The 26321-nt window shown below is 39.8% G+C and carries 31 protein-coding genes and 1 riboswitch; of the genes, 25 read left to right on the forward strand and 6 right to left on the reverse strand.

Annotated elements, in window-relative coordinates; all coding sequences use genetic code 11:
- The first annotated feature begins 557 nt into the window (after positions 1-557).
- The 7 genes from QFZ87_RS03985 to crcB (QFZ87_RS04015) all read left to right on the forward strand — a co-directional run bounded on the left by QFZ87_RS03985 (position 558) and on the right by crcB (QFZ87_RS04015) (position 4874).
- Complete coding sequence (locus QFZ87_RS03985; RefSeq protein ID WP_309867629.1) at positions 558-1556, forward strand: DUF3231 family protein; 999 nt, start codon at positions 558-560, stop codon at positions 1554-1556.
- Between the two features lie 19 nt (positions 1557-1575).
- Entirely contained in the window at positions 1576-2028 is a 453-nt protein-coding gene (locus QFZ87_RS03990) for a CBO0543 family protein (protein ID WP_309857988.1), read from the forward strand.
- A gap of 14 nt (positions 2029-2042) precedes the next feature.
- Positions 2043-2837: a hypothetical protein gene (locus QFZ87_RS03995; RefSeq protein ID WP_309857991.1), complete on the forward strand. Its 795-nt coding sequence runs from the start codon at positions 2043-2045 to the stop codon at positions 2835-2837.
- Positions 2837-3280 (forward strand): hypothetical protein, encoded by a 444-nt coding sequence (locus QFZ87_RS04000; protein WP_309857993.1) that lies wholly within the window; start codon positions 2837-2839, stop codon positions 3278-3280. The genes QFZ87_RS03995 and QFZ87_RS04000 overlap by 1 nt, the downstream gene beginning before the upstream one ends.
- A gap of 124 nt (positions 3281-3404) precedes the next feature.
- Positions 3405-3803, forward strand: a complete 399-nt coding sequence (locus QFZ87_RS04005) for a hypothetical protein (protein WP_309857996.1) — start codon at positions 3405-3407, stop codon at positions 3801-3803.
- Positions 3804-3851: 48 nt separating this feature from the next.
- A riboswitch (Fluoride riboswitch) is annotated at positions 3852-3911 on the forward strand.
- 205 nt (positions 3912-4116) lie between these two features.
- Positions 4117-4518, forward strand: a complete 402-nt coding sequence (gene crcB / locus QFZ87_RS04010; RefSeq protein WP_309857998.1) for a fluoride efflux transporter CrcB — start codon at positions 4117-4119, stop codon at positions 4516-4518.
- Positions 4515-4874: a fluoride efflux transporter CrcB gene (gene crcB / locus QFZ87_RS04015; protein ID WP_309858001.1), complete on the forward strand. Its 360-nt coding sequence runs from the start codon at positions 4515-4517 to the stop codon at positions 4872-4874. The genes crcB (QFZ87_RS04010) and crcB (QFZ87_RS04015) overlap by 4 nt, the downstream gene beginning before the upstream one ends.
- Before the next feature lie 67 nt (positions 4875-4941).
- On the opposite strand, the gene QFZ87_RS04020 is transcribed toward crcB (QFZ87_RS04015), so the two are convergent.
- From QFZ87_RS04020 to QFZ87_RS04040, 5 genes are all read right to left on the reverse strand, one after another.
- Positions 4942-5868: a cell wall-binding repeat-containing protein gene (locus tag QFZ87_RS04020; protein WP_309867633.1), complete on the reverse strand. Its 927-nt coding sequence runs from the start codon at positions 5866-5868 to the stop codon at positions 4942-4944.
- A gap of 293 nt (positions 5869-6161) precedes the next feature.
- On the reverse strand, positions 6162-6299 hold the full coding sequence (locus QFZ87_RS04025) for a hypothetical protein (RefSeq protein WP_309858005.1): 138 nt from the start codon (positions 6297-6299) through the stop codon (positions 6162-6164).
- Positions 6300-6415: 116 nt separating this feature from the next.
- Positions 6416-6646 (reverse strand): hypothetical protein, encoded by a 231-nt coding sequence (locus tag QFZ87_RS04030; protein ID WP_309858008.1) that lies wholly within the window; start codon positions 6644-6646, stop codon positions 6416-6418.
- Positions 6647-6856: 210 nt separating this feature from the next.
- Complete coding sequence (locus tag QFZ87_RS04035; protein ID WP_309858012.1) at positions 6857-8095, reverse strand: C40 family peptidase; 1239 nt, start codon at positions 8093-8095, stop codon at positions 6857-6859.
- Between the two features lie 204 nt (positions 8096-8299).
- A complete protein-coding gene (locus QFZ87_RS04040) occupies positions 8300-9289 on the reverse strand; it encodes a DUF3231 family protein (RefSeq protein WP_396133951.1) in 990 nt (329 codons plus the stop codon).
- Positions 9290-9532: 243 nt separating this feature from the next.
- Between QFZ87_RS04040 and QFZ87_RS04045 the strand changes: the two genes are divergently transcribed.
- From QFZ87_RS04045 to QFZ87_RS04075, 8 genes are all read left to right on the forward strand, one after another.
- Complete coding sequence (locus QFZ87_RS04045; protein ID WP_309858018.1) at positions 9533-10072, forward strand: DUF5683 domain-containing protein; 540 nt, start codon at positions 9533-9535, stop codon at positions 10070-10072.
- A 926-nt stretch (positions 10073-10998) separates the two neighbouring features.
- Positions 10999-11151, forward strand: coding sequence for a YwzD family small protein (locus QFZ87_RS04050; RefSeq protein WP_309858020.1), 153 nt, complete (start codon positions 10999-11001; stop codon positions 11149-11151).
- 683 nt (positions 11152-11834) lie between these two features.
- Positions 11835-12341 carry a CBO0543 family protein gene (locus QFZ87_RS24920; RefSeq protein ID WP_396133892.1) on the forward strand — a complete coding sequence of 169 codons (507 nt, stop codon included), beginning with the start codon at positions 11835-11837 and terminating at the stop codon, positions 12339-12341.
- A gap of 15 nt (positions 12342-12356) precedes the next feature.
- Entirely contained in the window at positions 12357-12851 is a 495-nt protein-coding gene (locus tag QFZ87_RS04055) for a CBO0543 family protein (RefSeq protein ID WP_309858023.1), read from the forward strand.
- On the forward strand, positions 12848-13345 hold the full coding sequence (locus QFZ87_RS04060) for a CBO0543 family protein (protein ID WP_309858026.1): 498 nt from the start codon (positions 12848-12850) through the stop codon (positions 13343-13345). The genes QFZ87_RS04055 and QFZ87_RS04060 overlap by 4 nt, the downstream gene beginning before the upstream one ends.
- Positions 13346-13391: 46 nt before the next feature.
- On the forward strand, positions 13392-13583 hold the full coding sequence (locus tag QFZ87_RS04065) for a hypothetical protein (protein WP_309858028.1): 192 nt from the start codon (positions 13392-13394) through the stop codon (positions 13581-13583).
- A gap of 51 nt (positions 13584-13634) precedes the next feature.
- Complete coding sequence (locus tag QFZ87_RS04070; RefSeq protein ID WP_309858031.1) at positions 13635-14102, forward strand: HIT family protein; 468 nt, start codon at positions 13635-13637, stop codon at positions 14100-14102.
- Positions 14099-14845 carry a DUF6843 domain-containing protein gene (locus QFZ87_RS04075; RefSeq protein ID WP_309858033.1) on the forward strand — a complete coding sequence of 249 codons (747 nt, stop codon included), beginning with the start codon at positions 14099-14101 and terminating at the stop codon, positions 14843-14845. Before QFZ87_RS04070 ends, QFZ87_RS04075 begins: the two co-directional genes overlap by 4 nt.
- Before the next feature lie 254 nt (positions 14846-15099).
- Here the strand turns inward: QFZ87_RS04075 and QFZ87_RS04080 are convergent, their stop codons facing one another.
- Positions 15100-15903, reverse strand: coding sequence for an SGNH/GDSL hydrolase family protein (locus tag QFZ87_RS04080; RefSeq protein ID WP_309858037.1), 804 nt, complete (start codon positions 15901-15903; stop codon positions 15100-15102).
- Between the two features lie 247 nt (positions 15904-16150).
- Between QFZ87_RS04080 and QFZ87_RS04085 the strand changes: the two genes are divergently transcribed.
- From QFZ87_RS04085 to QFZ87_RS04130, 10 genes are all read left to right on the forward strand, one after another.
- Positions 16151-16894: a YveK family protein gene (locus QFZ87_RS04085; protein WP_309858040.1), complete on the forward strand. Its 744-nt coding sequence runs from the start codon at positions 16151-16153 to the stop codon at positions 16892-16894.
- 46 nt (positions 16895-16940) lie between these two features.
- Positions 16941-17585: a CpsD/CapB family tyrosine-protein kinase gene (locus QFZ87_RS04090; protein ID WP_309858043.1), complete on the forward strand. Its 645-nt coding sequence runs from the start codon at positions 16941-16943 to the stop codon at positions 17583-17585.
- Between the two features lie 98 nt (positions 17586-17683).
- A complete protein-coding gene (locus QFZ87_RS04095) occupies positions 17684-18445 on the forward strand; it encodes a tyrosine-protein phosphatase (RefSeq protein ID WP_309858046.1) in 762 nt (253 codons plus the stop codon).
- A 320-nt stretch (positions 18446-18765) separates the two neighbouring features.
- Complete coding sequence (locus QFZ87_RS04100) at positions 18766-20592, forward strand: polysaccharide biosynthesis protein (protein ID WP_309858049.1); 1827 nt, start codon at positions 18766-18768, stop codon at positions 20590-20592.
- Between the two features lie 58 nt (positions 20593-20650).
- The gene (galU, locus tag QFZ87_RS04105) at positions 20651-21544 is read left to right on the forward strand and encodes a UTP--glucose-1-phosphate uridylyltransferase GalU (RefSeq protein WP_309858051.1); all 894 of its coding nucleotides are present in this window, start codon (positions 20651-20653) and stop codon (positions 21542-21544) included.
- 89 nt (positions 21545-21633) lie between these two features.
- Entirely contained in the window at positions 21634-22758 is a 1125-nt protein-coding gene (locus QFZ87_RS04110; protein WP_309858054.1) for a DegT/DnrJ/EryC1/StrS family aminotransferase, read from the forward strand.
- Positions 22759-22767: 9 nt separating this feature from the next.
- Positions 22768-23451: a sugar transferase gene (locus QFZ87_RS04115; protein WP_309867635.1), complete on the forward strand. Its 684-nt coding sequence runs from the start codon at positions 22768-22770 to the stop codon at positions 23449-23451.
- A 31-nt stretch (positions 23452-23482) separates the two neighbouring features.
- Positions 23483-24301, forward strand: coding sequence for a glycosyltransferase (locus tag QFZ87_RS04120; RefSeq protein WP_309858056.1), 819 nt, complete (start codon positions 23483-23485; stop codon positions 24299-24301).
- 49 nt (positions 24302-24350) lie between these two features.
- The gene (locus QFZ87_RS04125) at positions 24351-25376 is read left to right on the forward strand and encodes a glycosyltransferase family 2 protein (protein ID WP_309858058.1); all 1026 of its coding nucleotides are present in this window, start codon (positions 24351-24353) and stop codon (positions 25374-25376) included.
- A 45-nt stretch (positions 25377-25421) separates the two neighbouring features.
- A complete protein-coding gene (locus QFZ87_RS04130) occupies positions 25422-26309 on the forward strand; it encodes a glycosyltransferase family 2 protein (RefSeq protein WP_309858060.1) in 888 nt (295 codons plus the stop codon).
- Positions 26310-26321: the final 12 nt, after the last annotated feature.

Raw genomic sequence — 26321 nt, forward strand, 5'->3', positions numbered from 1 at the left:
AAAAAATCTAACTCCGATTAGATAAAACCTCGATTTGTAGAAAAAACCTAGATTTGTGTAGATATAACCCAAATTCGTGTAGAAAAAACCTGAATTTGTGTAGATATAATCCAAATTCGTGTAGATAAAACCTGATTTTGTGTAGAAATAATCCAAAAGTGTGTAGAATTCCTCTAAAACGACGGGATGTTCCATTCTGGATCGGGATAAATCCTATAAAATTAGGTCATTTTCCAACTAAGGTCTGGGGAAATCCATATAAATCAGGAAGAATTCCATCAAAAGCGCTCAAGAATTCTTCCTACCATCGCAAAAACTACAAGAACTCCACTAAAACCAGTCCCAATCTTATAAATAGGCCTCCTCGCAGACCTTTTTGGGGACAGTCCCCCAGCGCTTTAACGTATAAGGGGACAGTCCCCCGGTGGGGTAACGCTTTAACGTAATGGGGGACTGTCCCCAAACTTTACCCCAACACTCATAATTTTCCATAAAAATTAGCATAATAACCCCATATGACTAAATACTGTAAATCTTGGAGGTTTCTTGTGGAAGAGATGAATCATACCGTTCGCCTGACGACAGGGGAAATAGCGAGTCTTTGGACTCAATATATTAACGACACCATGGCCATTTGTGTACTCACCCATGCAATTGAAACAACGCAGGACCCGCAGATTAAGGATATCCTTCAGTTTGCTCTTCAACTAGCCGAATCACATATCGGAAAAATTACTGCCTTTTTCAACGAAGAAAACTTTCCGATTCCAATAGGATTTACGAAAGCCGACGTGAACCTCGGTGCACCCGCGTTATTTACAGATAAATTCATGCTGGCCTACATGCTGATTATGGGAATCCATGGCCTGACCGGCTACGCGGGAGCAGTTAGTACATCCGTGCGCGCCGATCAACGCGCCTATTTCATCCAATGTAATATCGAAACGATGGAGTTACATAACAAAATCGTAGAATTAATGCTAGAAAAAGGAATCTACAGTAAGCCGCCAAGAATCAACACGCCAAAGCAGGTTGACTTTGTCAATGAGCAAAGCTATTTAACCGGCTGGTTTGGAAAGAAACGCCCGCTAAATGCAATGGAGATTAGTGGGCTTAGCTACAACATGCAAAAAACAGTGGCAAAAATCGTACTGGAAATTGCCTTTGCTCAAACCTGTCAATCGAAAGAGCTACGGCAATATTTTCAAAGAGGAAAGGAAATTTGTAAAAGGGAGTTCGAAACCCTGAGTTCGATCCTAACAAAAGATGATCTCACCTCACCCGCTTCATGGGTATCGGAATTGACTGATTCAACCATTCCACCGTTTTCAGATAAATTGATGTTATCTCATATCGTCATCCTAATTTCTGCGGGAGTCGGCTACTTTGGCGCTGGCTTATCGGTTTCACAGAGAAGAGACCTGGCGCTACAATACACGATTCTTATGGCCGACATCGGAAGATACGCAGAGGATGGGGCCCAGCTATTAATCAAAAATGGCTGGTTAGAACAGCCACCACTTGCAACAAACCGGAACGAATTGGCCGGAAAATAAATAGGAGAGAGGGGGAGAAATGATTTTATTAATTATGACCGTGATTGGCTCCATCCTAGCAATCATTTTTATTCCAAAGCGCATTTCCAAGTTAGAAATGTATTCAACCTCCTTCTTTGCTATAATCCTAGCCGCCATCGCGGATATTTATTTAGATTTCAAATTTGACTATTACGGTTTTTTTAACAAGGGCGTGGATTGGCAATACCTGCCGATACTTGTCTTTGTCTATCCAGCGGCAAACATCGTGTTCCTAAATTTTTACCCCTTTGAAAAGACATGGATGAAAAAAGTAAGTTATGTTGCGGTCTGGACCTTTCTTACCACTAGCTTTGAATACATCTCATTACGTACTGAGGTTATTTATCATCATGAATGGAAACTGTGGTATTCCTTCCTTTGCTACCCATTTCTATACTGGATCCTGGTCTTGAATCTAAGATTTATAAGGTTTTTAGCAAAAAATAATTGAAAATGGTGAAAAACATGCCGATCATTACACAAAAGTGGCACCCAAGACGACCGAAGGCAAACCTAACTTCCTTTAACATCAATTATTTACGTGTGGGAAACCCGTTTATGCCTTTGTGGTGGGGAATGGCGATGCCAGGCACGGGCCACATTATGATAGGGAAAAAATTTAAGGGGTTTTTGTTATTTGTATTTGAATTCCTCGTCAATACACAAGCGCATCTGAACTTATCCATTTTTTATTCGTGTACCGGACAATTCGAGTTAGCAAAAGCGTGTCTAGATAGCCGATGGTTCTTCATTTATATAGGAGTCTACATTTTTAACGCCTGGGACGCGTATCGATTAACGACGGATATCAACCAATTTTCGATGCTCGCGGTGAGAGAGAAAACACCGTTCCAAGCCTTTAACATCAGTATCTTAGAAATCAACTACCTTCAAAGGCTCAATGCATGGATCCCTGTCTTTTGGTCGATGGTCACGCCTGGACTGGGGCATCTCATTATTAGAAATGTCGTCTCCGGTGTCTACCTGATGGTTTGGTTCATCATCTCGATTTACCAATCCAGAATACTGGAAGGGGTGTATTTTTGCGTGTTGGGGGAGTTTGAGCAAGCTTCGGCCGTAATGAATATCCAATGGACAATGTATTTACCGTCGGTGTATTGTTTTGCAGTCTGTGACAGCTACTACCACGCCGTTGAAATCAATGAGCTTTTTAAGATGGAACAAGCCCAATATTTGAAAAAGAATTACTTTGGCCCGAAAAACAAACAAAATTTTATCAAACAATTGGAGAATGTCTAATGCCTGTCATCTCAATCTTCGAACATTCCTTAGCACTCGAACTCGCCATTAGTGAATTAGAAAACCATCACATCGAAAAAGAAAGAATTTTGGCGGCATCTGTCAATAAGAATGTCGTCGAAAAAAAGTACCTTGACCCATACAACGCGGATGGACTCAATCTGTTTTTGGTGTCTGGAATCGGCATGTCAGTCATGTTACTGGGCACGATATACGGGTTTGTCCTCTATTGGGGTCCCATCCTCTGGGGCCTGATCGGATTAATTGCCGGGTCAATTGTTGGACTTGTCATTGATTACATATGGAAAAAAACTGTCCGTAAAAAGACGCTCAGAAAAAACATCGCGGATGTCCTGTTAATTGTGAATTGCAAAGAAGACCAGGTGGAGCTGGTGGAGGATATCCTTAAACAGCATCATACGCTGGGAATAGTGAAAATTTAGTTTTTTTGGAAAAAGAAGGAAGTTTTAAGGCGATTATGGAATAGTATTACTACATATAGAGTGATAGGAAGTGTATGTGGTAATGAAATCAGTGGTACCTATTCTATTAGCATTAATTTTGATTATGAATTTTTTACTAGTGATAAGGGTATTTAAGCTAGATGAAAAGATTCAAGATGGGTTTAGGGAAACGGAGTATTTCGCCGCTGTAGATGGTGAATTTATTTCTAGCAATGAGCCGAATGAATTAATGTCAAAGCTCGAAATGAAGAACGTGAAGACTACGAACAACGGAAACATTTATAAAATTACTGGTGACATCAAGAATACATACAATCAAATCATTGAAGGATGCTTGTTTGCTCAGTTATATGAAGACAGTGGAAATTTCGAAAGAGTGGCGATTCTTCTACCGGACGGCGGGCTATTTCCTCAACAGACTTTTACCTTTAAAGTGGTAGTGGAAACGGACCTGAAAATTACGAAGGATGGCTGGGGTGTCGTCACCCTGAATGCAAGGTAAGGCTACCTTGAAAAAATGGATGCTAATTTGTTAAACTACTAGTATAAAAATTGCACAGGCGATGGAGTTCGCCATAAACGCCGAAAAGCTAATGACTCCTACCAGAAAAGTCCCTGGTAGGAGTCTATTTTTTTAAAAATTGTTGTTTTTAACCTGGATTTTCGGTGTAAAATTACACTCAAGCGGTATATATCAGCGAATTCGCAGCACGTATCGGCGGATTTCGGGGATTTATCGGCGAATTTCATAGTTTTATCAGCGTATTTCGCCATTTTATCAGCGAATCATAAAAGTAAGATAGAGGTGGACCAGAGTGAATTTTATTTTAGTAGGGATTGCCGGCATAATCGGAGCCACACTCCGGTACTTATTGGGTGTTTACTTCAGCCAGTGGTGGCTGAATGACTTTCCGCTAGCAACCTTTGTCACCAACGTGGTGGGGAGCTTTCTATTAGGCTGGTTCACCCATTTTCTGCCACGATTCAAATCGTTGCACCCGCATGTCATCACGGCCATGGGTACTGGATTGATCGGCTCGTTTACGACGTTTTCAACCTTTAGTGTGGAAACCGTTCACCTAATCGATGCATCGAAATGGGGCACTGCGATTCTATATGTACTCCTCAGTCTCTGGGGCGGCCTGTTGTTCTCGTGGCTCGGCTACCGCTTAGGATTGAAAAAGGATGCAGCAGTAGGCGGGGGTGTACGGTCATGATCACCAATATCTTATGGGTCGCATTCGGCGGTTTTTTCGGGGCGATGTCCCGTTACGGCGTGGGATTAGTTATAAAGAAAAAGTACCCTTCGGATTTTCCGTTCGCTACCCTATTTGTCAACCTATTGGGTTCGTTTTTGCTGGGACTCATCATGGGGGCGCATACAGATACTACGTTAAGATTGCTTCTAGGAACAGGCTTCATGGGGGCGTTTACGACGTTTTCCACGTTTAAATTAGAAAATATCCAGCTGCGTGCAAAAGGAAAAATAAGAATAGCCGTGCTGTACCTGGCAATCAGCTACACCTGCGGCATCTTACTCGCCTATCTCGGCATATGGCTTGGCAGCAAATAAAGGCAAACAATAAAGGGGACAGTCCCCCGGCGCTTTAGCGCAGCGGGGGACTGTCCCCAAAAAAAACTCAGTTATACACAGTATCAAATTTAAACGAATTGTAATTATGGAACTTATGACTGGCGTCGAAATAATCCATCGCCACCTGGAACGCCTTTTTCGCGCTATCCCAGAACACGAGCAAATTGATATCCTGCTTACCCGCGGCCAGTTCTTCCGCGCCAACTTCCGTGGTATCCCACTTAACGACCTTGAAATTCTTCGCGTCCGTCACCTTTATCGTATACAGCCAGTAATTCTCACCTTCGACACCAGTCAAATCATGATAGTTCGACCCCAGCTTCGACTTCAGTCCATCCTGGGTAACCCCTACATCAATCCAACTCTTCAGGTCATTCACAACCGAAACAACCGCTGCATTTCCGGAATTCGTCATCCGGCCATCATTCATCAAATAATACCCATCCACAAAATTTTGCCGCACCATCACACCATCACGCGGGCTCAAATAATACCAAGCGCCTGAAACCTGTCTCCAGCCTGCCGCACGCGCACCCGATCCATCAAAGTAATACCAGCTTGTCCCAATCGAGCGCCACCCCGTAGCCATTGCACCCTGTTGACCTAAATAATAACTACGTTTCCCAAGCTCGAGCCACCCCGTCTTCATCACACCATGCGTATCTAAGTAATACCAGGTGCCTGACACCAGCACCCATCCGGTCTTCATCGACCCGTGCGCATCGAGGTAGTACCACTTGCCACCATCCTTCACCCAGCCTGTCTGCATCACGCCATCTTTAGCGGCCAAATAGTACCAGGCACCCTTGTCGAGTACCCAACCGGTCTTCATTGCACCATCAACACCGTAAAAATGCCATTTTCCATCCTGAAGCACCCAGCCCGCGGGATTCTCATTTTCTTCCGCACCCACGACACTCGGAAACACATAAAGCAGCACGGCCCCAAGCAACACAACCATCAACTTCTTCATTTTTAGCAAATGAACCATCCTCTCGTTGGTATTACTTTGTCTTAACCTAAATATTAGGGCTGGGTCACTGTATTTCCTCCCAATACTTTTAGCCAAATTCCGCACAAGAATTTTCGCTAGAATCTAGCAAAATTAGCTATTTTTTTTTGAAAAAGACCCAATCCCCGTAATATGTATTCGTTAAAGTCTATATAGCGCACTTTAGGGGGATTTAAACATAAAAAAAGCCAACTTCCACAAATTATTCCAATAGGGCACATTGAAGCACAAAAAAAGCCAACCCGACATGATTGTTATGGGGTTGGCTCGGTATTTGTATTTTGACTTTTCGATAGAGTAGAGAAGTACTCAAATAATTGATTAATATAGTTGTTTAGCTCGAAACCATCCTCACTAGCAAACTCCGACAATAACAATTTGTTCTCATTCATTGGTTCGTCCCCCTCGATTACCTTGTTATCCCCATTCTTGCCAAACTATCAGTCTCTTATACAAGCAAAATGAGAATTTTTTAGATTTATTGTGCTCTACCGGGGGATACGCGCAGCTAATTGGCGGATGAGCCCTCGCAATTGCGGATAGGCGACCATATTTGGAAATTCAGACCATTTTCCAGGCTAGAATGCTCTACTAAAGTGGATTTTAAATTCCCTTTATATATAAAAAACCATTTATCAACCGCTTCTTGAACTTTATCGACCGGTTGAGTACAGATATCGACCACTTTTTGAGGTTTATCAACCACTTTTTGATACATATCAACTACTTTCAACCACATATCGACCACTTACTAAAATTCAGCTCAATCCCCACATAAAAAAAGCCATTCCCCGCACTTTTGGGACTGGCTCAACTCATTAATCTTTTACGCGTTACCCCGTCGGGGGACTGTCCCCGAATTTTTACCTTATTACCAAAATCTTCGTCCACCAACTCTCTAAAAACAACAAAAAAACTGGCCCCATTCAGAGCCAGTTTTGCTAAAAAATTAATAGAATCTCTTAAACCCATCCAAATGCGCTGTATAGTATGGGCTTTTTAAGGTGGAAATCATGATTCCGTGCGCTTCGTCGGCGTGGATGAACTGATCGCCGCCCAGGTAGATGCCCACGTGAGAGATGCCCTTTTTATACGTATTTTCAAAGAATACAAGATCCCCGGCCTTAGGTTGATCGACATAGTAGGCGCGGCTATAGAACCCTTCTGCCGAATAGCGGCCGATCTGCTTACCAGCCTGATTCGCTACATAATAGATAAAGCCACTGCAGTCAAAACCGGACAGGCTGCTGCCACCCCAAACATACTTAATTCCCATTAAGCTTTTTGCCGTATTAACCATATTCGTTGCAAAATCAGAAGACGGCGCAGGCGCAGGTGCACTACTCACTTTGCCACCTTTAACCTTCAATTTTTGCCCAACATAAATCATGTCAGAGGTTAAGCCGTTCAGCGATTTCAAATCCTGTACCGACATACCCGTTTGGACGGCGATTTTTCCGAGAGTATCGCCACTTTTAATAACATACTCACTTGTAGTCGACGGCTGAGTGACCACAGGAGGAGTCGTAGCTGGCGGCTTAGTAGGAGTTGAAACCGCGCCGGTCACCTTCAGTTTTTGTCCGACATAAATCATATCCGATTTCAAGTTATTCAGTGTCTTTAACTGCGCAACCGTCATCTTAAACTGAACACCAATCTTGCTCAAGCTGTCGCCGCTTTTAATCGTATACACATTAGTTGCCCCTTGCGTTGCTGGAGCTGGGGAAGATTTCGGTGCCGATGTTGGAGCCGGTTTCGGTGTTTGGGTCGGTGCAGGCTTCGGAACAGACACAGTACCTGTCCCTGGTGCAGAAACCTTCAACACTTGTCCCACATAAATAATCGTGTTATCTAGGTTGTTCCACTGCTTTAGCTCGTCGACCGTCACGTTATAACGATTCGCAATCTTGATCAGTGCATCACCCGACACAACGGTATACGTCGTCGTCTTTGGCGCCTGCACAGCGATGGGCTCGTTACTTACCTTCAGCACCTGATTGACGTAGATCATATCCGACTTCAAACCGTTCAATGTTTTCAAGCCACTCACACTAGTATGATATTTTGAGGCAATTTTTGATAGGCTATCGCCTTTTTGAACTTGGTATGTATCAGCAAGGGCAGAACCAGCAAAGAGTGTCGAAAAAAGCGCGGCTGTTGATAGAGTACGTACGATGGTTTTCTTCATCTAAAAAAATCACCTCATATAGTTTCATTTTTTTTATTAATTTTACCATAGTTTTCTAGTGTTTCGGGTAAAAAATTGCAAATACTGACATTAATTAGCGGAAAAATGATAGATTTCAGCATGAGAGGACAAAGTGACAGTTTTCGAACGCAAAAAAACCAGCTCCCGATAAGCCGGCTTCCTGTTGTATATATGAGGAGAAAATCAATTTTCCTTCGAAAGCTCCTCCCGATTAGGGGCAAGAGGGGGCTGTTCTAACCAGCCATATTTCACCATAATATTAAACCATTTCTTGGTGACCAGTATATTTTTCAAAATGACGCCTTCAAAGGCAACAACTAAATCCGACCGCATGGCAGATGCAAGTCCGGTTCCATGATAGGCTTGGGCAGCTTGGAATAAAAACCCGATATGATACATCATGAGTTTGTCGGAAAAAGGAGAGTTAGTAGAGGTGGTGACCTCCGTTTCCCATGATTTAGGCACAGGTAAATTATCTGCTTGCATGATTTTAGTAAACATTTTAATTTGGTCATCCGAGGTTTTCTCCGTGTCAGTGAGAAATTCCCTGACCAATTTATTTTGAGCTACCTGACCGAATGCAATCGCCAACGTTTTCGCCATAATACTCTTTTTCAGATTAAAAGAAATACTGATAATTTCAGTCGCGGTCAACCGCCGACCCTTACCGAAAAACCCGTCGGTAAAATCTTTGCTGTATATAAATTCAGTTTGCTTGTTTGGGTAAAACATAGGGTCTCTTTGAAAGCTTCCTTTTTCCAGCAAGAGTTCAATCGTTTGGTGATACATCCTTTTTGCGTCATTATCGCAGGAATCGTAAAATTCCCTTAAATCCTTACGAACGGAAACTCCTAAGGATGTGGTGTGTCCGAGCAATCCATGTAACGTCATGACGTGTAAATAATTTAAGCAAAATATATCGGTAAAAAGCCTCTCCGCACCTTTATTGAGATCTGTTTCAGTAAATCCTACCGGGAGAGGAAATCCTTCATTTTCAGTAAAAGTAACCAATTGTTTCTTTTGTTTCGCGAAGGTCAGAATGGCATCCTCAAAAACGGCTTTAATGTCTGCATCCTCAATAATGGTAACCATATATCTATTTACTGTATCTGTCATGGTCCCGTTTACATACTCTCCCCACAGCGTGCCGATTTCGGAAGATGTGAGTCTCATTTGATTTTTATCCACGATATTCACCTCGTGGATATTATTACCGTCAGTTTATCGTTTTATGAATGTATAGGCATAAAGAAGGTTGGAAAAATAAATAAGTTCATTTAATTGTCAGATTTTTTAGGAATCTGGACTCTAGTGAAAAAATCTCTGCGACTTTTTTCCTAAAATTGTAAATAAAAAAGGATTTTTTCCGTTTGTGGTGAAATTATATGGATATAATTCATTCAGGGGGAAACCACCATGAGGCAAAGTCGTCAATATCGCTCACCATATGCGGCCATGTTGTGGTCGCTTGTTTTACCAGGCTTCGGACAGATGTACAATAAAGATTATTTAGTTGGCTTTGTATTAATGGTGTGGGAGATCCTGGTCAATGTAAATTCGCACTTGAATATCGCCTTGTTAAATACCTTTCACGGGGATGCACACTCCGCTCATCAAGTGATTGATTACCAGTGGGGACTTTTTTATCCTTCCATTTATTGCTTCGCCTTATGGCAGGCGTTTAATTCCGCCGTGGTGAACAACAACAGACTAGCAGGAGTAGAGGGGGAGAGGCGGACCTATTTCTCTGGATTTTTCCTCGGAATGGTCGTGGGGATGGATTTCGGCCTCTTCTGGCACGACGCTCACGTTTTGAACTATTTTGCGGCTGCTAAAGTTTGGGACTACCCGGTCTTTAACGGCATCATTCTAGGCCTATTCTTGGGTCTTTTGGGTCATCAACTGGAAAATAAAGTATACCGTAAATACAAACGGAAAATCACACCTAATACATAGATGAGACAAAATATTGGGGACAGTCCCCCAGCGCTTTAATGCGTTACCATTTCGGGGGACAGTCCCTAAAACATTTGCTAATTTCATTTACTCGTCTATTACTCCAATTTACTCGTCAAAATCAGGGAAATACTCGTCAGTTTTCCTTATTTACTCGTCAAAATCATCAAATACTCGTCGCATTCCTAACTTTACTCGCCAACTCCAAAAATGGTCCACCAAATCCTATAATAAAGCCAGACCCCACCCAGAAAAAATATATAAATATTTCACCTTTATTCATAGTTTGTTCATATTTATGGGCTAAGATAATTTCATGCAGCGAAAAGGCATAAGCACCTTTTTCTGACCCCTTAAAAATATATTTGTATTGCGTCCGGCAACCATTTGCCGGATATTTTTTTGTCCTTTTCGGGGGTCAGTCCCCGAACTTAGCTAATATTTTCAATTACCTCTTTATAGAAACCCCCACATATCGACCACTTTGCGACTGATATCGGCCATTTTGACGAAGATATCAGCCACTAGTGGGGATTTATCGGCCGCTTTTCTCCAGATATCGTCCACTTTTCACCCGATATCAACCACTCACCAAAATCCAGCTCAATCCCCACATAAAAAAGCCAGTCCCCGCACTTTGGGACTGGCTCAACTCATTAATCTTTTACGCTTTACCCCGTCGGGGGACAGTCCCCCGACGGAGTAAAGCACAACCGCGCCGGGGGACTGTTCCCTTCGACAAAGAAGCCTACCAGTTTTATAGGATATAAATACTGGATATTCTTCCTTTTTGAAAAATAAATCCTTCAATAGTTCGACAAAATTTATGGTTTATCTACAAGTTCAGTTGGGTAAATCATTTACAATTAATGTATATTGTTGTAGAATTCAAAATTAGAAGATTAAAAGGGAGGGAGAATAAGAAGTTGGAAAGGAAAGCTGGAAAAAGCGCAAACACCGTCGATTTTTCTGAGATTGTGAAAAAGGCTTATGACAAAGGCGTAAACGAGAACGAAATCACCCTTGAAAAACTAATGGAAGAACTAAAAGCAGATTTAAGACAATTAGTCGTCTGCTAATATATATAATAGATACATAAGGCTGTAGGGGAAAACTCTGCAGCCTTTTTCTGTGGGAAAAATGGTTATATTCCACTCTCGTGGGAAAAATAAAGAAAAAGCGCTTGATAAGCGGAGAAAAGGCCTTCAACATCAACAGAATGCGTTAAAATTACCCTTTTTTAATATTTACTACCCAAAGATAGAGCTGACAAGGATATGTATTCGCGAATTGTAGATAGTTATTCGCGGATTTCCCACTTTTATTCGCGAATCTGCATAACTTATTCGCGAATGTATCATCTTTATTCGCGAATCCACGGACTCATCAAGTCTTTGGGCCAACTCAAACGATATATGAGCGAATTCTCATCAATTATGAGCGAATCTCACATTATATGAGCGAATTTCCGTACCTTATGAGCGAATGCGACCCTTTTATGAGCGAATCTAAAAAGAGGTAACTTAAAAGCATTATTGTAAGAGCGATCCGCCAGGTCTATCGGCGAATTTCCGTATTCTATCGGCGAATCCGCCAGGTCTATCGGCGAATTTCCGCACCCAATCGGCGAATCCGCCCAATCTATCGGCGAATTGCAAAATGGAGACTATTTTCAATCCGGCGAAACTACACAATCGCCCAATTCTCGACCGTTATAAGCTAATTAGAGCAACCCTTACGATTTTTCGGAGGAAACCCACCCATGCATATAACCCTAACCGCGATCCTTCTCCTAGCGGCAATCAGGAAAGGGGATTGGCGACATTGGCGTAAATACCATCACACCATTCTATATATTGTAATCTGTAACCTACTCTACAACTTCCTCTGCAGAGACCATCTGCTCTGGAAACAGAACCCGGATCTCTTACCGGAATCCCATGCCATCGTTGATCTCATATATACCTTTATCGCACTCCCTGCGGTGACATTGATTTATCTTACTCATTATCCATTTAAAACATCCAACGGGAAACAAGTGCAGTACATGCTGTGGTGGATCCTGGGCTCACTCGTCGTCGAATACCCTTATTATAAAATGGGCCGACTCCTTCTGCAGCACGGGTACCACTTCTGGATGGAGCCCATTTTCTACACAGCGATGTACACCATGCTACGCCTGCATTTCACCAGGCCGCTTCTTACATACGGAATCTCGACTATTGTTATCGTGTTACTGCTTCAATACTTTCACATACCCGTTAAATAAAAGAGGTTAAATCCAATGTCTAGAGATTACACAGTCATCATTCTAATATGGGTAATAGGAATAATCGCATACCTATTCCTTACACCGAAAAATCGATACCGAAAAGTACTATTTGCCCTTATTCTCTGCCAGGCCTTTGTATGGGTGAGCTCACTGTTGCATGTAAAATATCACCTGCTGGCCTTCCCAGTTCGTGAATTTCCAAAAGCCACCGATGTACTCGTCACAACCGAGTATTTCTTTTACCCACTTCTATCTGGGTTTTATATCATTTCAGAACCAAAGCGATCACCCATCATTCGCTTCCTGTATTTGTCGCTATGGATCTCGGGTCTGACCGTAATGGACGTTATGCTGGAAAAATATACGAACCTCATTGAGTACGTTCATTATGCCTGGTACCTGACCTGGCTGAATTTCTTTTGGATCTTTGTCGTCACGCACCTCATCTACCATTGGTTTTTTAAAGACAAGGCCCATTTCCATGTGGATAGGGAGGCTGTCAAATGAAGCTAGAATGGTGGATATTACTCGCGGTTTGGATCCTAACGATCGGGTTGCTTTTTTTCATCCCAAAAAAGAAAATTCGCCTAGCCCTAACCGCCTTCTTATTCAAACAAGGAATCACGTGGATCTTTGGGCTAGCGGTGGTCCAGTACGGGCTCCTGTCCTACCCTGTACGGCTATTTGCCGACGTCAATCGCTCAAGCTTTACCTATGAGTTTTTCGTCTATCCGGCCGTTTGTGCAATCTTCAATGTATTCTACCCGTACACTCGGAGCAAGCTCATCCAGTTCCTATACTATTGTGCTTACTGCACCGCACTGACCGTACCAGAAATTTTTCTCGAAAAATATACCGATCTAATCCACTACCTGAACTGGGCCTGGTACTGGACATGGATTACACTGTTCCTCACCTTTGCCATGACAAGGTGGTTTTGCGTATGGTTTTTCAAGGGAATGGAAAAAGAGATGGACGAAAGTGCAATACACCAAGAGTAGGGTGTTGTATAATTATGGTATAAATCCATAATGATGGAGGGGCCCTATGGGAGACTTACGGTTTGGCCTATTTGCACTTTTTCCGATTGTATTGTATTTGACCATTCTCGGATTCACGATTTATTTCATCGTCCGGACACTGCGATTCATGAACGACAAAACAAGATTAGACCTAGAGAGAAACGCTAAGTTGGATGAGCTAATTAAGGCGGTCCAAGCGAACACCAAAGAACAATAGAAGACGGGGAACTGCCTTCAAAGCAGCTCCTTTCTAATAAGGGGAAGTAACATGAGTTGGAAAAACGATCGAATCGGCGCGGCCAATAGAGGGGAAAATCCCATGGTCCTAGCGCGAATGAAAAGCGGGTTCGCCGTCATCGGCGATACGCAGTTCCTGCCCGGATACTGCGTACTCTTACCATCCAAGGGAGTGAACACCCTAAATGACCTAACCTACAAGCAGCGCACCGACTACTTACTGGATATGAGCCTAATAGGGGACGCGATCCAGGAAGTCTGCCAGCCGAGAAGAATCAACTTCTCCATCTATGGAAATACAGATGCCTTCCTTCATGCGCATATCTTCCCACGTTACGACTGGGAGCCCGAGGAAAGAAAGCCCTATCCTGTATGGCAATACTCACCTGACATGTGGCGGGATAGCCAGTATCAGTATCGGGAGGAAGCCCACCGGGAACTAAAGGAAAAACTAAGCCAACAGCTGCAACAATTGATGCAAAAGGCGTACGAAGAATGAAATTTTTAAAATACCTATTGTCGGTGATGACCTTCACGGCGGTTCTGTCACTCGTACTGGCAGTCATTGGCTATACACCTGTTGCTGACCGAGAACCCGACATCTACTATTCTTCCATGACAGAGTCCTTTATTTTCTCCATGTATTACCTAGCGATTGTGTTCATTGCACCTAGTATCTTACTATACATAATTTTCGCTTTCTTGGGAAAAAGAACGCAGTACACCGTCTGGACTCGGGGAGGACTGAGTATTCTGATTGGCGGTTCCATCATCGGGACTTTTCTTTTCCTCCAACATGACAACCATCAAACCGACGACTTGTACCTCATTCCTGAGGGCTACGAGGGCGATGTGTATGTGTTCTACAACGTCAAGGGCGCGCCAAAGGTGGAGCAGGAGGACGGCTATGACATACACCGTATCAATGAAAAAGGCTATTTCGTCACGTCGACACCGGATCTGGACTATGGGACCGTGACCGACAAATACGTTTACGTGGATAAAAAAGGAAAGAGAAAGCCAATCGACAAGAAATGTGTCCAAATCTTTGGCACGAGCGGCTATTCTTCTTCTGAAAACGAAGAGATCGATTTGAAGTACACCGGCTTAAACGTGAAAAAGGGACCTTGCGATGAGACGTTTCAGACGGAAGAACTCACTGGTCAGGAAGATAGTGAAGATGAAGTGCGCAGCGAGGTTCTGCTCAAGTATTATGGGTTAGAAGATTACGTTAGGTGGTAAATAGTTTATACATCTTTAAAGGTTTATTCATAGTTTGTTCATACATTCGGGGTATAGTAAGTACATGAAAATGAGATGCATATCTTACTTTTCTAAGACCCCCTTAAAATATTTGTATTGCGTGTCCGGCTATCATTTAGCCGGATATTTTTTTGAATAAAAATTCATTCCAAATTAATTTCTGACATATTCAGCTAAATCATTTATTAAGAAGTACATATTGCTAATAATAATGGAGAAAAATAAAAAGCAAATCATGAAGATTCGCTTTTAGAAATGAGGAAGTTAAGCAAGTAAGCACTCCACACCTGATCTCCTTTTTCACTAGGTGCACTTTGGTCAGGAGATAAATATTCTTTTATGGCTTCTGTACTTGCATCAGGCCAGGCGGTCCAATGATTCAGGTAGGATATCTGTTGTTGTTCCGCAAACTGCTTAAGTTGTGCCACCTGATGTGGATAAATTTTCGCATTATACAAGGGATACGATGGTTGAAGAATAATGGTAGCATCAGGATTCTTTGCTTTTACTGCATCAATCATTGTAGTAATATCATCGAATGTGTTTTGGATGAACACATTCCCGTTATTCAGTAAGATAAAGGGTTCAAAAACAACAAGGTCAGCCTCTTCTGCAGCGATTTCTTCCTGCCCTTTATTTTTAATAACTTGGGTAGAAATCGAATTATAAGTCTTTATGGCAACCTGCACATTTTTCTCACCAAAAGTGGTAAGCAGTTTCTCTTTTACAATAGGATATGTCCCAGCGGTATCCGAGCCGATGGCAGGTGAGCCGACAAACAGGATTTTAAATGGCTTCTTTTCACTATGTGTTTTCTTGAATCTCTCCACAGCCGCTTTAGGCCAATTAGCAGTATAAGCAATCAAGTTCGAATCCAGTTCTTGATTCTCGTTAGCTTCAGTAGTTGTTTTTTGAGACTTTGGTGATTCAGTTGTTTTAGGTGGTGCAGCTTCAATCCGTTGATTCCAATAGGAATGACCATAGATGAGTACGGCTGCACAGGCTATTCCTAGTAATATCGTAAGAACATTCTTCATTATAAATAATACCCCCAAATTGTTTTGCAAATCTATTATAGCAAATAAACATTTGAAAATTAATTCCAATTTCAAAATTAATCTACAAAAATTTACAAAAGGGTGTAAAATAAGTAACAGTGATGTAGCAAAAAAGAAATAAAAAAGGAAAAAAATTAGAAAATGTGTCGAAATATGCATATAGATTAATTGCTTTATGCTATAATATCATTTGTGTCTATTTTTGGATAATTATTGGGAGGGCATCATGGAAGAAACAATTAGTTTAAAAGAGTTGTTGCAAACGTTGCGAAAGCGACTTAGTTTAATAGTGAGCATAACATTCATTGCTGTGTTAATAAGCGGTGTAATTAGCTACTTTTTCTTAACACCCATTTATCAAGCGTCCACACAATTACTTGTAAACCAATCGAAAAACGAGCAGACTGCGTACCAATATAATGAGGTACAAACCAACCTTCAATTAATTAATACCTACAATGTCATTATCAAAAGTCCAGCGATCCTTGAACTAGTCATTAAAGATTTAGACTTAGATATGAGTGTTGGTGAATTGACTCAAAAAATTACTGTTCAAAATGAAACGAATTCTCAGGTAGTCAATTTATCTGTCCAAGATACGAGTGCGGCAACAGCAGCTAAGATTGCAAATAAAACCGCTGAAGTGTTTCAAGAGGAAATTGTTAAAATCATGAATGTCGATAATGTAAGTATTCTAGCAAAAGCCGAAGTTATTGACCATATATCCCCAATAAAGCCAAAACCATTATTAAATGTAGCGATTGCTTTGGTAGTAGGTTTAATGGTGGGTGTAGGGATAGCATTCCTGCTTGAGTACTTTGATACGACCGTTAAGGACGAACAGGAAATTGAAAAATTACTAGGTTTACCGGTCCTTGGTGTCATAGCAAAAATGGATGAAGCAAAAATCGAACAAAAGAGAAGGACAACGCAAACTTCGAGAGTAAGAGGTGAGACTATTGGCTCTTAAAAAAGGAAAAAAGAAAACAAATTCAAATAAGAGAACGCTCATTACAATGTTGGACTCGAAATCACCGATATCAGAACAATATCGTACGATTCGAACGAATATCCAGTATTCATCAGTCGATCAGGAAGTGAAAACACTATTGGTTACTTCTTCGGGTCCTGGTGAAGGAAAATCGACCACAACTGCCAATTTAGCTGTCGTATTTGCACAGCAGGGGAAGAAAGTATTGATAGTTGATACGGATTTGCGGAAACCAACAGTTCATTATACCTTTAATCAAACCAGCACTTTTGGATTAACTAGTGTATTAACGAAGCAAATGACCTTGGAAAAGGCAGTATCCGAAACGGAAGAAAAGAATTTATACGTTTTACCATGTGGTCCTATTCCACCGAACCCAGCAGAATTATTAAGTTCGCAAGCGATGGATCGATTCTTTCAGGAGGCACAAGAATTATATGACATGATCTTGTTCGACGCACCACCAATATTAGTGGTAACAGATGCGCAAATCTTAGCCAATAAATGTGAAGGTGCTATTTTGGTGGTTTCTAGTGGGGTTACTGAAAAAGATAAAATTGTGAAAGCGAAAGAACTACTAGATTCTGCACAAAGTAAGGTGCTTGGTGTGGTTTTAAATAACAAAAAGCTACAAGAAACGAACTATTACCATTATTACGGGGCAAAGTGACAATTTTCGACATTTTACACCCCTTGCGGTATTTATAATCCATGTTACTATGATAAAAGTCTTGTTATTTCAGCATAATGATGGAAGGGGTAGGTCAAATGGTTGATATTCATTGTCATATTTTGCCAGGTATTGACGACGGAGCGAAAAATATCGAAGAGAGCCTCACGATGGCAAGGGTAGCAGAGAAACAAGGAATTCATACAATCATTGCTACCCCTCACCTGAATAATCAGTACAACAACAGAAAAAGCATCATTGTTGATAAGGTAATAGAGTTAAATCGAGCGATTCAAGAGGCGGGAATCAAAGTGGAGATCCTTCCTGGACAGGAGCCACGTATTTATGGAGAATTGCTTGAAGACCTAGATAAGGATCAGATCCAAACCCTTAATGATAGTCAATATGTATTTATCGAATTTCCTTCTAACCATGTACCTAGGTATACAGAAAAGCTATTATTTGACTTGCAGTTAAGGGGGCTAACACCAATTATTGTCCATCCGGAACGGAATGTGGAAATTATGGAACGCCCAGAGGTACTTTATCGCCTGGTGGAAAAAGGAGCATTAACGCAAGTAACTGCATCCAGTGTGTGCGGTTATTTTGGAAAAAAGATCAAAAGTTTCTCAGAGCAGTTAATTGAAGCGAATTTAACTCACTTCATTGCATCAGATGCTCATAACGTAGGCAATCGTGGCTTTAAAATGGACGAAGCCTTTACTGCGATTGATTCGCAGTTTGGGATCGATTATATCTATTTATTCAAAGAAAATGCAGAGCTTTTAATAGAAGGAAAAAATGTGATAAAAGAGATGCCGATGAAAATAAAAAAGAAAAAGAGATTTTTATTTTTCTAGAGTCTGGTAGAGGAACAGAATAAGCAAGTATTTTTGTCGGGAAGTTTCGATTCCTGACCGGCGAGGCTTCCCTGTCCGTTATCCATGGTGGCACTCGATCATGCTGTGGGAGGGGAGAGTGATTTCCCTATCCTTAGGCGCAGGTCGTCAAAAGCATGGTGTGAGGACGGGTTAGATGCCCAATTATAAAAAAACAATAAATATCTAATGAAAGAATGAGTGTCAAGACACTTGCATTTCCATTAGATATTTATTTTTTTGCCCAAGTGCTTTAGTGAAGAAAAGCGAATTGAGAATAGAGAGAAAAAGGGGAGTAGAAGGTGACGTATAGACAAAGATTGTTCATGCTGATCGTAATTGATTCAGTGATTGTCCTAGCTGCAAGATACATAAGAGTTGTCACTCTTGATCCGGAGTTACAAATCTTTAAAGTGCCCATGTTTTTAAGTACCTCACTTGCATTGCTACTGTTCTATCATGCTTTTGCTTTAATTTTTAAGCTTTATAACAAGGTATGGCAATATGCGAGTGTAGGTGAATTAATGGCCATTGTTAAAGTGGTAACATTTTCAATGATATCTACAGCAGTCACGCAGATGATTGTATTCCATGATATAAATGGAAGAGCATTATTTATTAATTGGATGATTCTTGTGCTTTTTCTTGGAGGGTCGAGGTTTTCGTGGCGAATTTTTCGGGACAACTACATGAATAAGCAACAAAATATTAAGCGAACGTTAATCATTGGTGCAGGTGCAGGCGGCAGAATGGTGGCACGGCAATTACTTAGTAATCATGAAATTGACTTAAAACCTGTGGCCTTTATTGATGATGATCCAATGAAATGTAAATTGGACATTCTCGGAATAAAAGTGGTTGGAGATTCGAGAAATATTAAAGAAACAGTGGAGAAGTACCAGATTGACAATATTGTGATTGCGATTCCTTCATTAGGTCAGAAAGAGTTGAATCGAATTATTGAAGAATGTGCAAAAACAACGGCAAAAACGCAAATCATTCCAAAGTTGGAGGATTTAATGACAGGAAAGGTATCTGTTAACCAATTCCGAGATGTACAAGTAGAGGATTTGCTTGGGAGAGCGCCAGTGGAGTTAGATATTAATGGTATATCTGAAGTTGTTTCCGGTAAAACAGTATTAGTTACGGGGGCGGGGGGCTCGATTGGATCAGAAATATGCCGTCAGATTTGTATGTTCAATCCACGCAAGATTGTCTTGGTTGGACATGGGGAGAATAGTATCTATTTAATCGATATGGAACTACGGAAGAAATATCAAAAACAGATAGAGATTGTACCTGTGATTGGGGATATACAGGATCGGACTAGAATGTTTGAAGTGATGGAAGAGCATCGACCGTTTGTTGTCTATCATGCAGCAGCACATAAGCATGTTCCGTTGATGGAGTATAACCCGAGAGAAGCGGTTAAGAACAATATCTTTGGAACACGAAATGTGGCGGAGGCGGCTGACACATTCGGTGTGAATACCTTTGTTTTGATTTCTTCTGATAAAGCAGTAAATCCTCCGAATGTGATGGGTGCTACCAAGCGTTTTGCGGAGATGATTATTCAGAGTTTGGCGGTTAATAGTCATACGAAGTTTGTTGCGGTTCGGTTTGGGAATGTGCTTGGCAGCCGTGGGAGTGTTATTCCGCTATTTAAAAAGCAGATTCAAGCCGGTGGACCTGTTACGGTTACTCATGAAGATATGACGCGTTACTTTATGACGATTCCTGAGGCATCACGGCTTGTTATACAAGCTGGAACTTTGGCACGTGGTGGCGAGGTTTTTGTGCTTGATATGGGGGAACCTGTTAAGATCGTTGATTTGGCTAAAAATGTGATTAAGTTATCTGGATATTCAATTGAAGATATTGGTATTCAGTTTACTGGACTCCGTCCTGGGGAGAAGATGTATGAGGAGCTACTTAATGAAAATGAGGTGCATTCCGAGAGCGTTTTTCCTAAGATTCATATTGGGAAGGCGAAGGTTATTCATTCTGATGAGTTAGCTCGTTTGATTAGTAGTTTATTAGATATGTCTGAAATGGAAATGCATGATACTTTGATTGATGTGGCTAATAATCGATTTGAGGGATTATCTAGTTACGCTGCTGTGAACTAAATGACTTGTTTGAAAAATCCGAACCTTTCGGTTTGATGTAGGAAAAGGTGGAATCAATATGAAGAGAGTACGTAAAGCTATTATACCGGCTGCTGGATTGGGTACAAGATTCTTGCCAGCAACAAAGGCGATGCCTAAGGAAATGTTACCGATTGTTGATAAGCCAACGATTCAATATATTGTCGAAGAAGCAATAGCTTCGGGTATTGAAGATATTATCATTGTTACTGGTAAAGGGAAGCGTGCAATTGAGGATCATTTTGATTATGCGCATGAATTAGAACAAAACCTTTTAGATAAAGGTAAGACAGAATTGTTGGATAAAGTACGTTATGCTACTAATCTTGCTGATATTCATTATATTCGGCAAAAGGAACCAAAGGGGCTTGGTCATGCGGTTTGGTGTGCTCGTAACTTTATTGGGGATGAGCCGTTTGCAGTACTTTTGGGTGATGATATTGTTCAGAGTGAAACGCCTTGTTTAAAGCAGCTTATTAATCAATATGAAGAAACACTATCGTCTGTGATTGGGGTTCAGACTGTTCCTGATGAAGAGACTCATCGTTATGGGATTGTGGAGCCTTCGACTCAGGATGGTAGAAGGTATCAAGTGCAGAATTTTGTTGAGAAACCTGCACCAGGAACTGCTCCTTCTAATCTTGCGATTATGGGACGTTATATTCTTACACCTGAGATTTTTAGGTTTTTGGAGCAACAGGAGACAGGTGCTGGTGGAGAGATTCAATTGACTGATGCGATACAGAAGTTGAATCAGATCCAACGGGTGTTTGCTTATGATTTTGAGGGTAAACGATATGATGTTGGAGAGAAAATTGGCTTTGTAAAAACAACGATTGAGTTTGCACTACAACATGAAGATCTAAGGGATGAAATCTTGAGATATTTAAAGGAAGTAGTAATAAATACGGAAAATAAATTTATTAAAATCTAAAATCAATAAAAAAAGAATATATTTCAATTTAATAAAAGACTTTAATTATTATTAAATGGTTTTTAATTAGTCCGTTAGGAGTGTCAAAATTGGAAAAAAGAGTATTGTTAGCATCACCCCATATGTCAGGATTAGAAATGCAATATATTCAAGAGGCATTTGATACTAATTGGATTGCACCACTTGGACCTAATGTAGATAGTTTTGAAAAAGAGTTGTCTCATTATGTTGGAACCGACAATGCTGCAGCTTTATCATCAGGTACTGCTGCTATACATTTGGCTCTTAAATCTTTGGATGTAGGGCAAGGGGATTTTGTTTTTTGTTCATCCCTTACGTTTTCTGCAAGTGCAAACCCTATTATCTATCAAAACGCAACTCCTATTTTCATAGATAGCGAACCAAATAGTTGGAATATGAGTCCTGTTGCTTTAGAAAAAGCATTCCAAAAATTCATACCCAAGGCTGTTGTAGTAGTTCATTTGTATGGCCAGTCAGCTGATATGGATAAGATAATGGAAATTTGTAATAAATATAATGTTCCATTAATTGAGGATTCAGCTGAAAGCTTAGGAACTACCTACAAAGGAAAATATAGCGGCACTATTGGTAGGTTTGGAATTTATTCTTTTAATGGAAACAAAATTATCACTACTAGTGGTGGTGGAATGTTAGTGTCTGAAGATGGTGAAGCTATTAAGAAAGTTAGATTTTGGGCCACTCAATCAAGGGATATTGCCCCACATTATCAGCATAGTGAGCTAGGATTTAACTATAGAATGAGTAATATTTTAGCTGGTATCGGTAGAGGTCAACTAAAAGTATTGAAACAAAGAATATTTAAGAAAAAGGAAATTTTCCTAACTTATAAAAAAGCATTTGAAAATTTGCCCGACATTAAAATGATGCCGATCTGTAATTATGGAGAACCAAACTACTGGTTATCTTCTTTTACTTTAACAGAAAACAGTAAAATCACCCCGTTTGATATTATGGCAGAGTTAGAAAAAGAAAACATCGAAAGTAGACCTATTTGGAAACCGATGCATTTACAGCCATTCTTTGAAGGGTATGATTTCTTTAGTCATAATGAAGATGGAATTAGTGTATCGGAAGACATCTTTAATAGAGGAATATGTCTACCAAGTGATACAAAGATGACTCAAGAGGATCAAGAAAGAGTTATCCAAACCATCTATAGACTTTTTAAATAAATGGGGTGAATTCGATTGTACAGAAAATATTTTAAAAGACTATTAGATTTTTTAATGTCGCTCCTAGCATTAATCTTATTATGCCCGGTTCTTGTAATCACAGCTCTTTTAGTAAGATGGAAATTTGGAAGTCCTGTGCTGTTTAAGCAACAACGCCCAGGTAAGGATGAAAAAGTTTTTAAAATGTACAAATTTAGAACTATGACAAATGAGCGAGACCATTTCGGAGATTTGTTGCCAGATCATATAAGGTTAACACAGTTTGGAAAATTACTAAGAAGCACAAGTCTTGATGAGTTACCTGAACTGATAAATATTTTAAAAGGGGACATGAGTATTGTAGGGCCTAGACCACAGCTTGTAAAAGACTTAGTATTCATGACTAAGGAGCAACGTAAAAGGCATCTTGTTACTCCTGGACTTACTGGATGGGCTCAAGTAAATGGGCGAAATGGAATTGCATGGGAAGAAAAACTGTCTATGGATTTGGAATATATCGGAAATATTACACTTGTAGGTGATATAAAGATAATACTAATGACCATTAAAAAGGTTATAAAAAGAGAAGGTATTAGTGCTGATGGCATTGATACTTCAGAGGATTACGGTGATTATTTGCTAAGGGAAATGAAGATAAGTGAAGCCCAGTATTATGCATATATAGAGAAAAGTAAAGAACTAATTAGAGGCTAGCCCTGTAATAGTATATGAGAGGGTAATAATTGTGGAAAAATATAGCGTTTTAATGTCGCTTTATAACAAGGAAAAACCAGAATATCTTAGGTTAAGTATTGAAAGTATGTTAGGACAGACAGTAATGCCAGATGAGATAGTAATAGTGAAAGATGGGCCACTCACTGATGAGTTGGAAACGGTACTTAAAGAAAATAAACTAAAGTATCCGGAGTTAATCACTATAGTAACCAGTGAAAAGAATATAGGGTTGGGAAATGCTCTTAACCTTGGATTAAAGTATTGCAGAAATGAGCTCGTTGCTAGGATGGATACAGACGATATATCACTGCCCATAAGGTGTGAGAACCAATTGCTGGCATTTGAGGCAGATGATGAACTTTCAATAGTAGGCACGATGGTCGATGAATTTTTTGACAACCCAAGTGTGATTATTTCAACAAGAGTGGTTCCGACTTCCCACAAAGAGATATATGAGTTTGCAAAACGAAGAAGTGCTTTTAATCACCCCACAGTCATGTATAAAAAAAGCAAAGTGACAGAGTCTGGTGGATATGCAGGATTGAGAAGAAATCAAGATGTAGACTTATTCGGGCGGATGTTGTTCGCTGGATGTAAAGCAGCCAATATTAATAGTGCTTTACTACTATTCAGATCAAATATTGATCTTTCAAAGAGACGAAGGAGTTGGGAAAATACAAAAAGCTATATCTCGACTATAAGAAAATTATGGAAGATCGGCTATTCGGGCTTTGGTGATTATGTGATGGTAAGCTTTGCCCAAATAGTAATGTTCTTATGCCCAGTCAAATTACAGAACTGGTTGTATAAGAGATTTTTAAGAAAATAGTGTGGGTTTAAAATCCTTTACGGAAATTAAAACAGGAAGGATTTTTTCAATGTCAGAACCAGTAATTAAAATTTCTGTTATAATACCAGTTTATAATTCCTCTAACTATATAAAAAAGTGTTTAGAAAGCCTTATAGAACAATCATATTCCAACTGGGAGGCATATGTAATTGATGATGCTTCAACAGATGACAGTTTTAAACTACTTTCGCATGTTGCTAAAGAAGACAGTAGAATCAAAGTTTTTCATCATGAATTAAATAGAGGACCCGGTCATACACGCAATGAAGGCATAATGTATGCTTCTGAAAGAAACAAAACATTACAAAATGGTGAGGGGTACATAGTATTCCTCGATTCAGATGACTGGATTGAAAAGACATATTTTCAATCTATAGTAGAAGTTGCTATTAAAGATAAAGCTGATGTTATATATGTCGATCTAATACAAGAAAATGAATCTGGAAAGTTCATAAAATATGAACGTATGTCTGAATATAAGGATCAACCTATAGAAACAATTATTAGACATCAAATGACTGGGAAATTACCGTGGGGTGGCGTTCGGAAAGCTGTTAAAACGAATTTGATTGCTGAAAATAATATACGCTTTTCCAGTGATGCTATTGGTGAAGAGGCTATCTACAGTTTTAAGCTATTATATAATGCGAAAAAGGTTGGTTTTATTGAGAAATTTTTATATCACTATGTGATACACACCAATAGCCAATCCGGAAAACGCGATGAAAATCCATACGGCCCTGTTTGCTTGAAAATGAGAGAATACTTAAGGGAAAGTAACTTATATGATATATATAAAAATACTCTTACAAGTTTTGCCTTTACTGCTGTAATAGTATCAATTTATCGAAATACGCAATACTACGATTTTTATAAAGCTATAAAGCAAAGTAAGGAGGCAATGGAGAAGTTTCGAAATGACTATGGATTTGATTTAGATAAGTACAGCTTGGAATTGAGAACACGCTGTGTACTTCCTTTAGCAAGGCTAAATTTTGTTTTTCCTATAGTTATGGCAGCAAAATTAAAGGATCTAATTCGTGTTTTAAAATAGTGTTTAGGATTTATTATTGTTATACGTTGGAGGTAATACAGTTTAATGAAACTTTCAATTATTTTTATTACATGTAATAGAAAAGATGAATTAAAAAGAGCTATAAATTCCTGCATTAAAAATATGATAGCTAATACGGAGATCATTGTGGTCGATAATAATTCAACTGATGGTACGAAGGAAGCCATAGAGCCAATTCTTATGAGTTATGGTATTACCTATAAATATTATTATTCGAACAAAAATCTAGGAGTTGCGGGTGGTAGAAATAAGGCAATGGAAATGGCAAGAGGGGAATATGTTTTTGCTCTGGATGACGATGCAATAATAAAAAGTGAGCACTTCTTTGACAAAATATGTAAAAAGATGGATCAGAATCTTAACATTGTTGCAGCAGCAGTGGAAATTTATGAACCACTTACAAATAGCTTTTTAAATAACAAAATCTATGAATCTAAAAAAAGCGATTATACTGGTTCATTAACAACTTCATTTATTGGAGCTGCTCATATATTGAGAAGAGATTTTTATGAGGGTTTTAACCTATACCCAGAAAAATTAATGTTTGGTTCCGAAGAACTATACCCCTCTTTAATTGCTGTAAAGGAGAATAAATTAGTAGCTTATTTTGATGATTTAAAAGTTGAACATTTGCCTAGCAAAATTTCACGTGTTGCAGGACAAGAGAGGGATTTCAATTTTATTTTAAACATCTATATAGTTCGAAAGTTATGTTATCCAAAAATTGTTTTACCATTCTTAATCATTACATTGCTTCTTAGAATAAATAAAAACAATTTAACTAAGTTTAAAAGTTATAAAGAAATGAAACATATACATGATCTTAGGTACAATAAAAAGGATATAAAAAGAATGAAATTCAGTCGTTTTATTCACTTGGTAAAGGAAGTTGGGTTGTTTGAATTAATATAAAATTGATGTGGA

The organism is Bacillus sp. SLBN-46 (genome assembly GCF_031453555.1).
In the GTDB taxonomy this organism is placed as follows: Bacteria; Bacillota; Bacilli; order Bacillales; family Cytobacillaceae; genus Neobacillus.

Excerpts from the sequence above, each read along its gene's own strand:
- QFZ87_RS03985 (WP_309867629.1), top strand. The coding sequence starts at position 558 with ATGAATCATACCGTTCGCCTGACGACAGGGGAAATAGCGAGTCTTTGG.
- QFZ87_RS03990 (WP_309857988.1), top strand. The coding sequence starts at position 1,576 with ATGATTTTATTAATTATGACCGTGATTGGCTCCATCCTAGCAATCATT.
- QFZ87_RS03995 (WP_309857991.1), top strand. The coding sequence starts at position 2,043 with ATGCCGATCATTACACAAAAGTGGCACCCAAGACGACCGAAGGCAAAC.
- QFZ87_RS04000 (WP_309857993.1), top strand. The coding sequence starts at position 2,837 with ATGCCTGTCATCTCAATCTTCGAACATTCCTTAGCACTCGAACTCGCC.
- QFZ87_RS04005 (WP_309857996.1), top strand. The coding sequence starts at position 3,405 with ATGAATTTTTTACTAGTGATAAGGGTATTTAAGCTAGATGAAAAGATT.
- crcB (WP_309858001.1), top strand. The coding sequence starts at position 4,515 with ATGATCACCAATATCTTATGGGTCGCATTCGGCGGTTTTTTCGGGGCG.
- QFZ87_RS04020 (WP_309867633.1), bottom strand. The coding sequence starts at position 5,868 with ATGAAGAAGTTGATGGTTGTGTTGCTTGGGGCCGTGCTGCTTTATGTG.
- QFZ87_RS04025 (WP_309858005.1), bottom strand. The coding sequence starts at position 6,299 with ATGAATGAGAACAAATTGTTATTGTCGGAGTTTGCTAGTGAGGATGGT.
- QFZ87_RS04030 (WP_309858008.1), bottom strand. The coding sequence starts at position 6,646 with ATGTGGTTGAAAGTAGTTGATATGTATCAAAAAGTGGTTGATAAACCT.
- QFZ87_RS04035 (WP_309858012.1), bottom strand. The coding sequence starts at position 8,095 with ATGAAGAAAACCATCGTACGTACTCTATCAACAGCCGCGCTTTTTTCG.
- QFZ87_RS04040 (WP_396133951.1), bottom strand. The coding sequence starts at position 9,289 with ATGAGACTCACATCTTCCGAAATCGGCACGCTGTGGGGAGAGTATGTA.
- QFZ87_RS04045 (WP_309858018.1), top strand. The coding sequence starts at position 9,533 with ATGAGGCAAAGTCGTCAATATCGCTCACCATATGCGGCCATGTTGTGG.
- QFZ87_RS24920 (WP_396133892.1), top strand. The coding sequence starts at position 11,835 with ATGCATATAACCCTAACCGCGATCCTTCTCCTAGCGGCAATCAGGAAA.
- QFZ87_RS04055 (WP_309858023.1), top strand. The coding sequence starts at position 12,357 with ATGTCTAGAGATTACACAGTCATCATTCTAATATGGGTAATAGGAATA.
- QFZ87_RS04060 (WP_309858026.1), top strand. The coding sequence starts at position 12,848 with ATGAAGCTAGAATGGTGGATATTACTCGCGGTTTGGATCCTAACGATC.
- QFZ87_RS04065 (WP_309858028.1), top strand. The coding sequence starts at position 13,392 with ATGGGAGACTTACGGTTTGGCCTATTTGCACTTTTTCCGATTGTATTG.
- QFZ87_RS04070 (WP_309858031.1), top strand. The coding sequence starts at position 13,635 with ATGAGTTGGAAAAACGATCGAATCGGCGCGGCCAATAGAGGGGAAAAT.
- QFZ87_RS04075 (WP_309858033.1), top strand. The coding sequence starts at position 14,099 with ATGAAATTTTTAAAATACCTATTGTCGGTGATGACCTTCACGGCGGTT.
- QFZ87_RS04080 (WP_309858037.1), bottom strand. The coding sequence starts at position 15,903 with ATGAAGAATGTTCTTACGATATTACTAGGAATAGCCTGTGCAGCCGTA.
- QFZ87_RS04085 (WP_309858040.1), top strand. The coding sequence starts at position 16,151 with ATGGAAGAAACAATTAGTTTAAAAGAGTTGTTGCAAACGTTGCGAAAG.
- QFZ87_RS04090 (WP_309858043.1), top strand. The coding sequence starts at position 16,941 with ATGTTGGACTCGAAATCACCGATATCAGAACAATATCGTACGATTCGA.
- QFZ87_RS04095 (WP_309858046.1), top strand. The coding sequence starts at position 17,684 with ATGGTTGATATTCATTGTCATATTTTGCCAGGTATTGACGACGGAGCG.
- galU (WP_309858051.1), top strand. The coding sequence starts at position 20,651 with ATGAAGAGAGTACGTAAAGCTATTATACCGGCTGCTGGATTGGGTACA.
- QFZ87_RS04125 (WP_309858058.1), top strand. The coding sequence starts at position 24,351 with ATGTCAGAACCAGTAATTAAAATTTCTGTTATAATACCAGTTTATAAT.
- QFZ87_RS04130 (WP_309858060.1), top strand. The coding sequence starts at position 25,422 with ATGAAACTTTCAATTATTTTTATTACATGTAATAGAAAAGATGAATTA.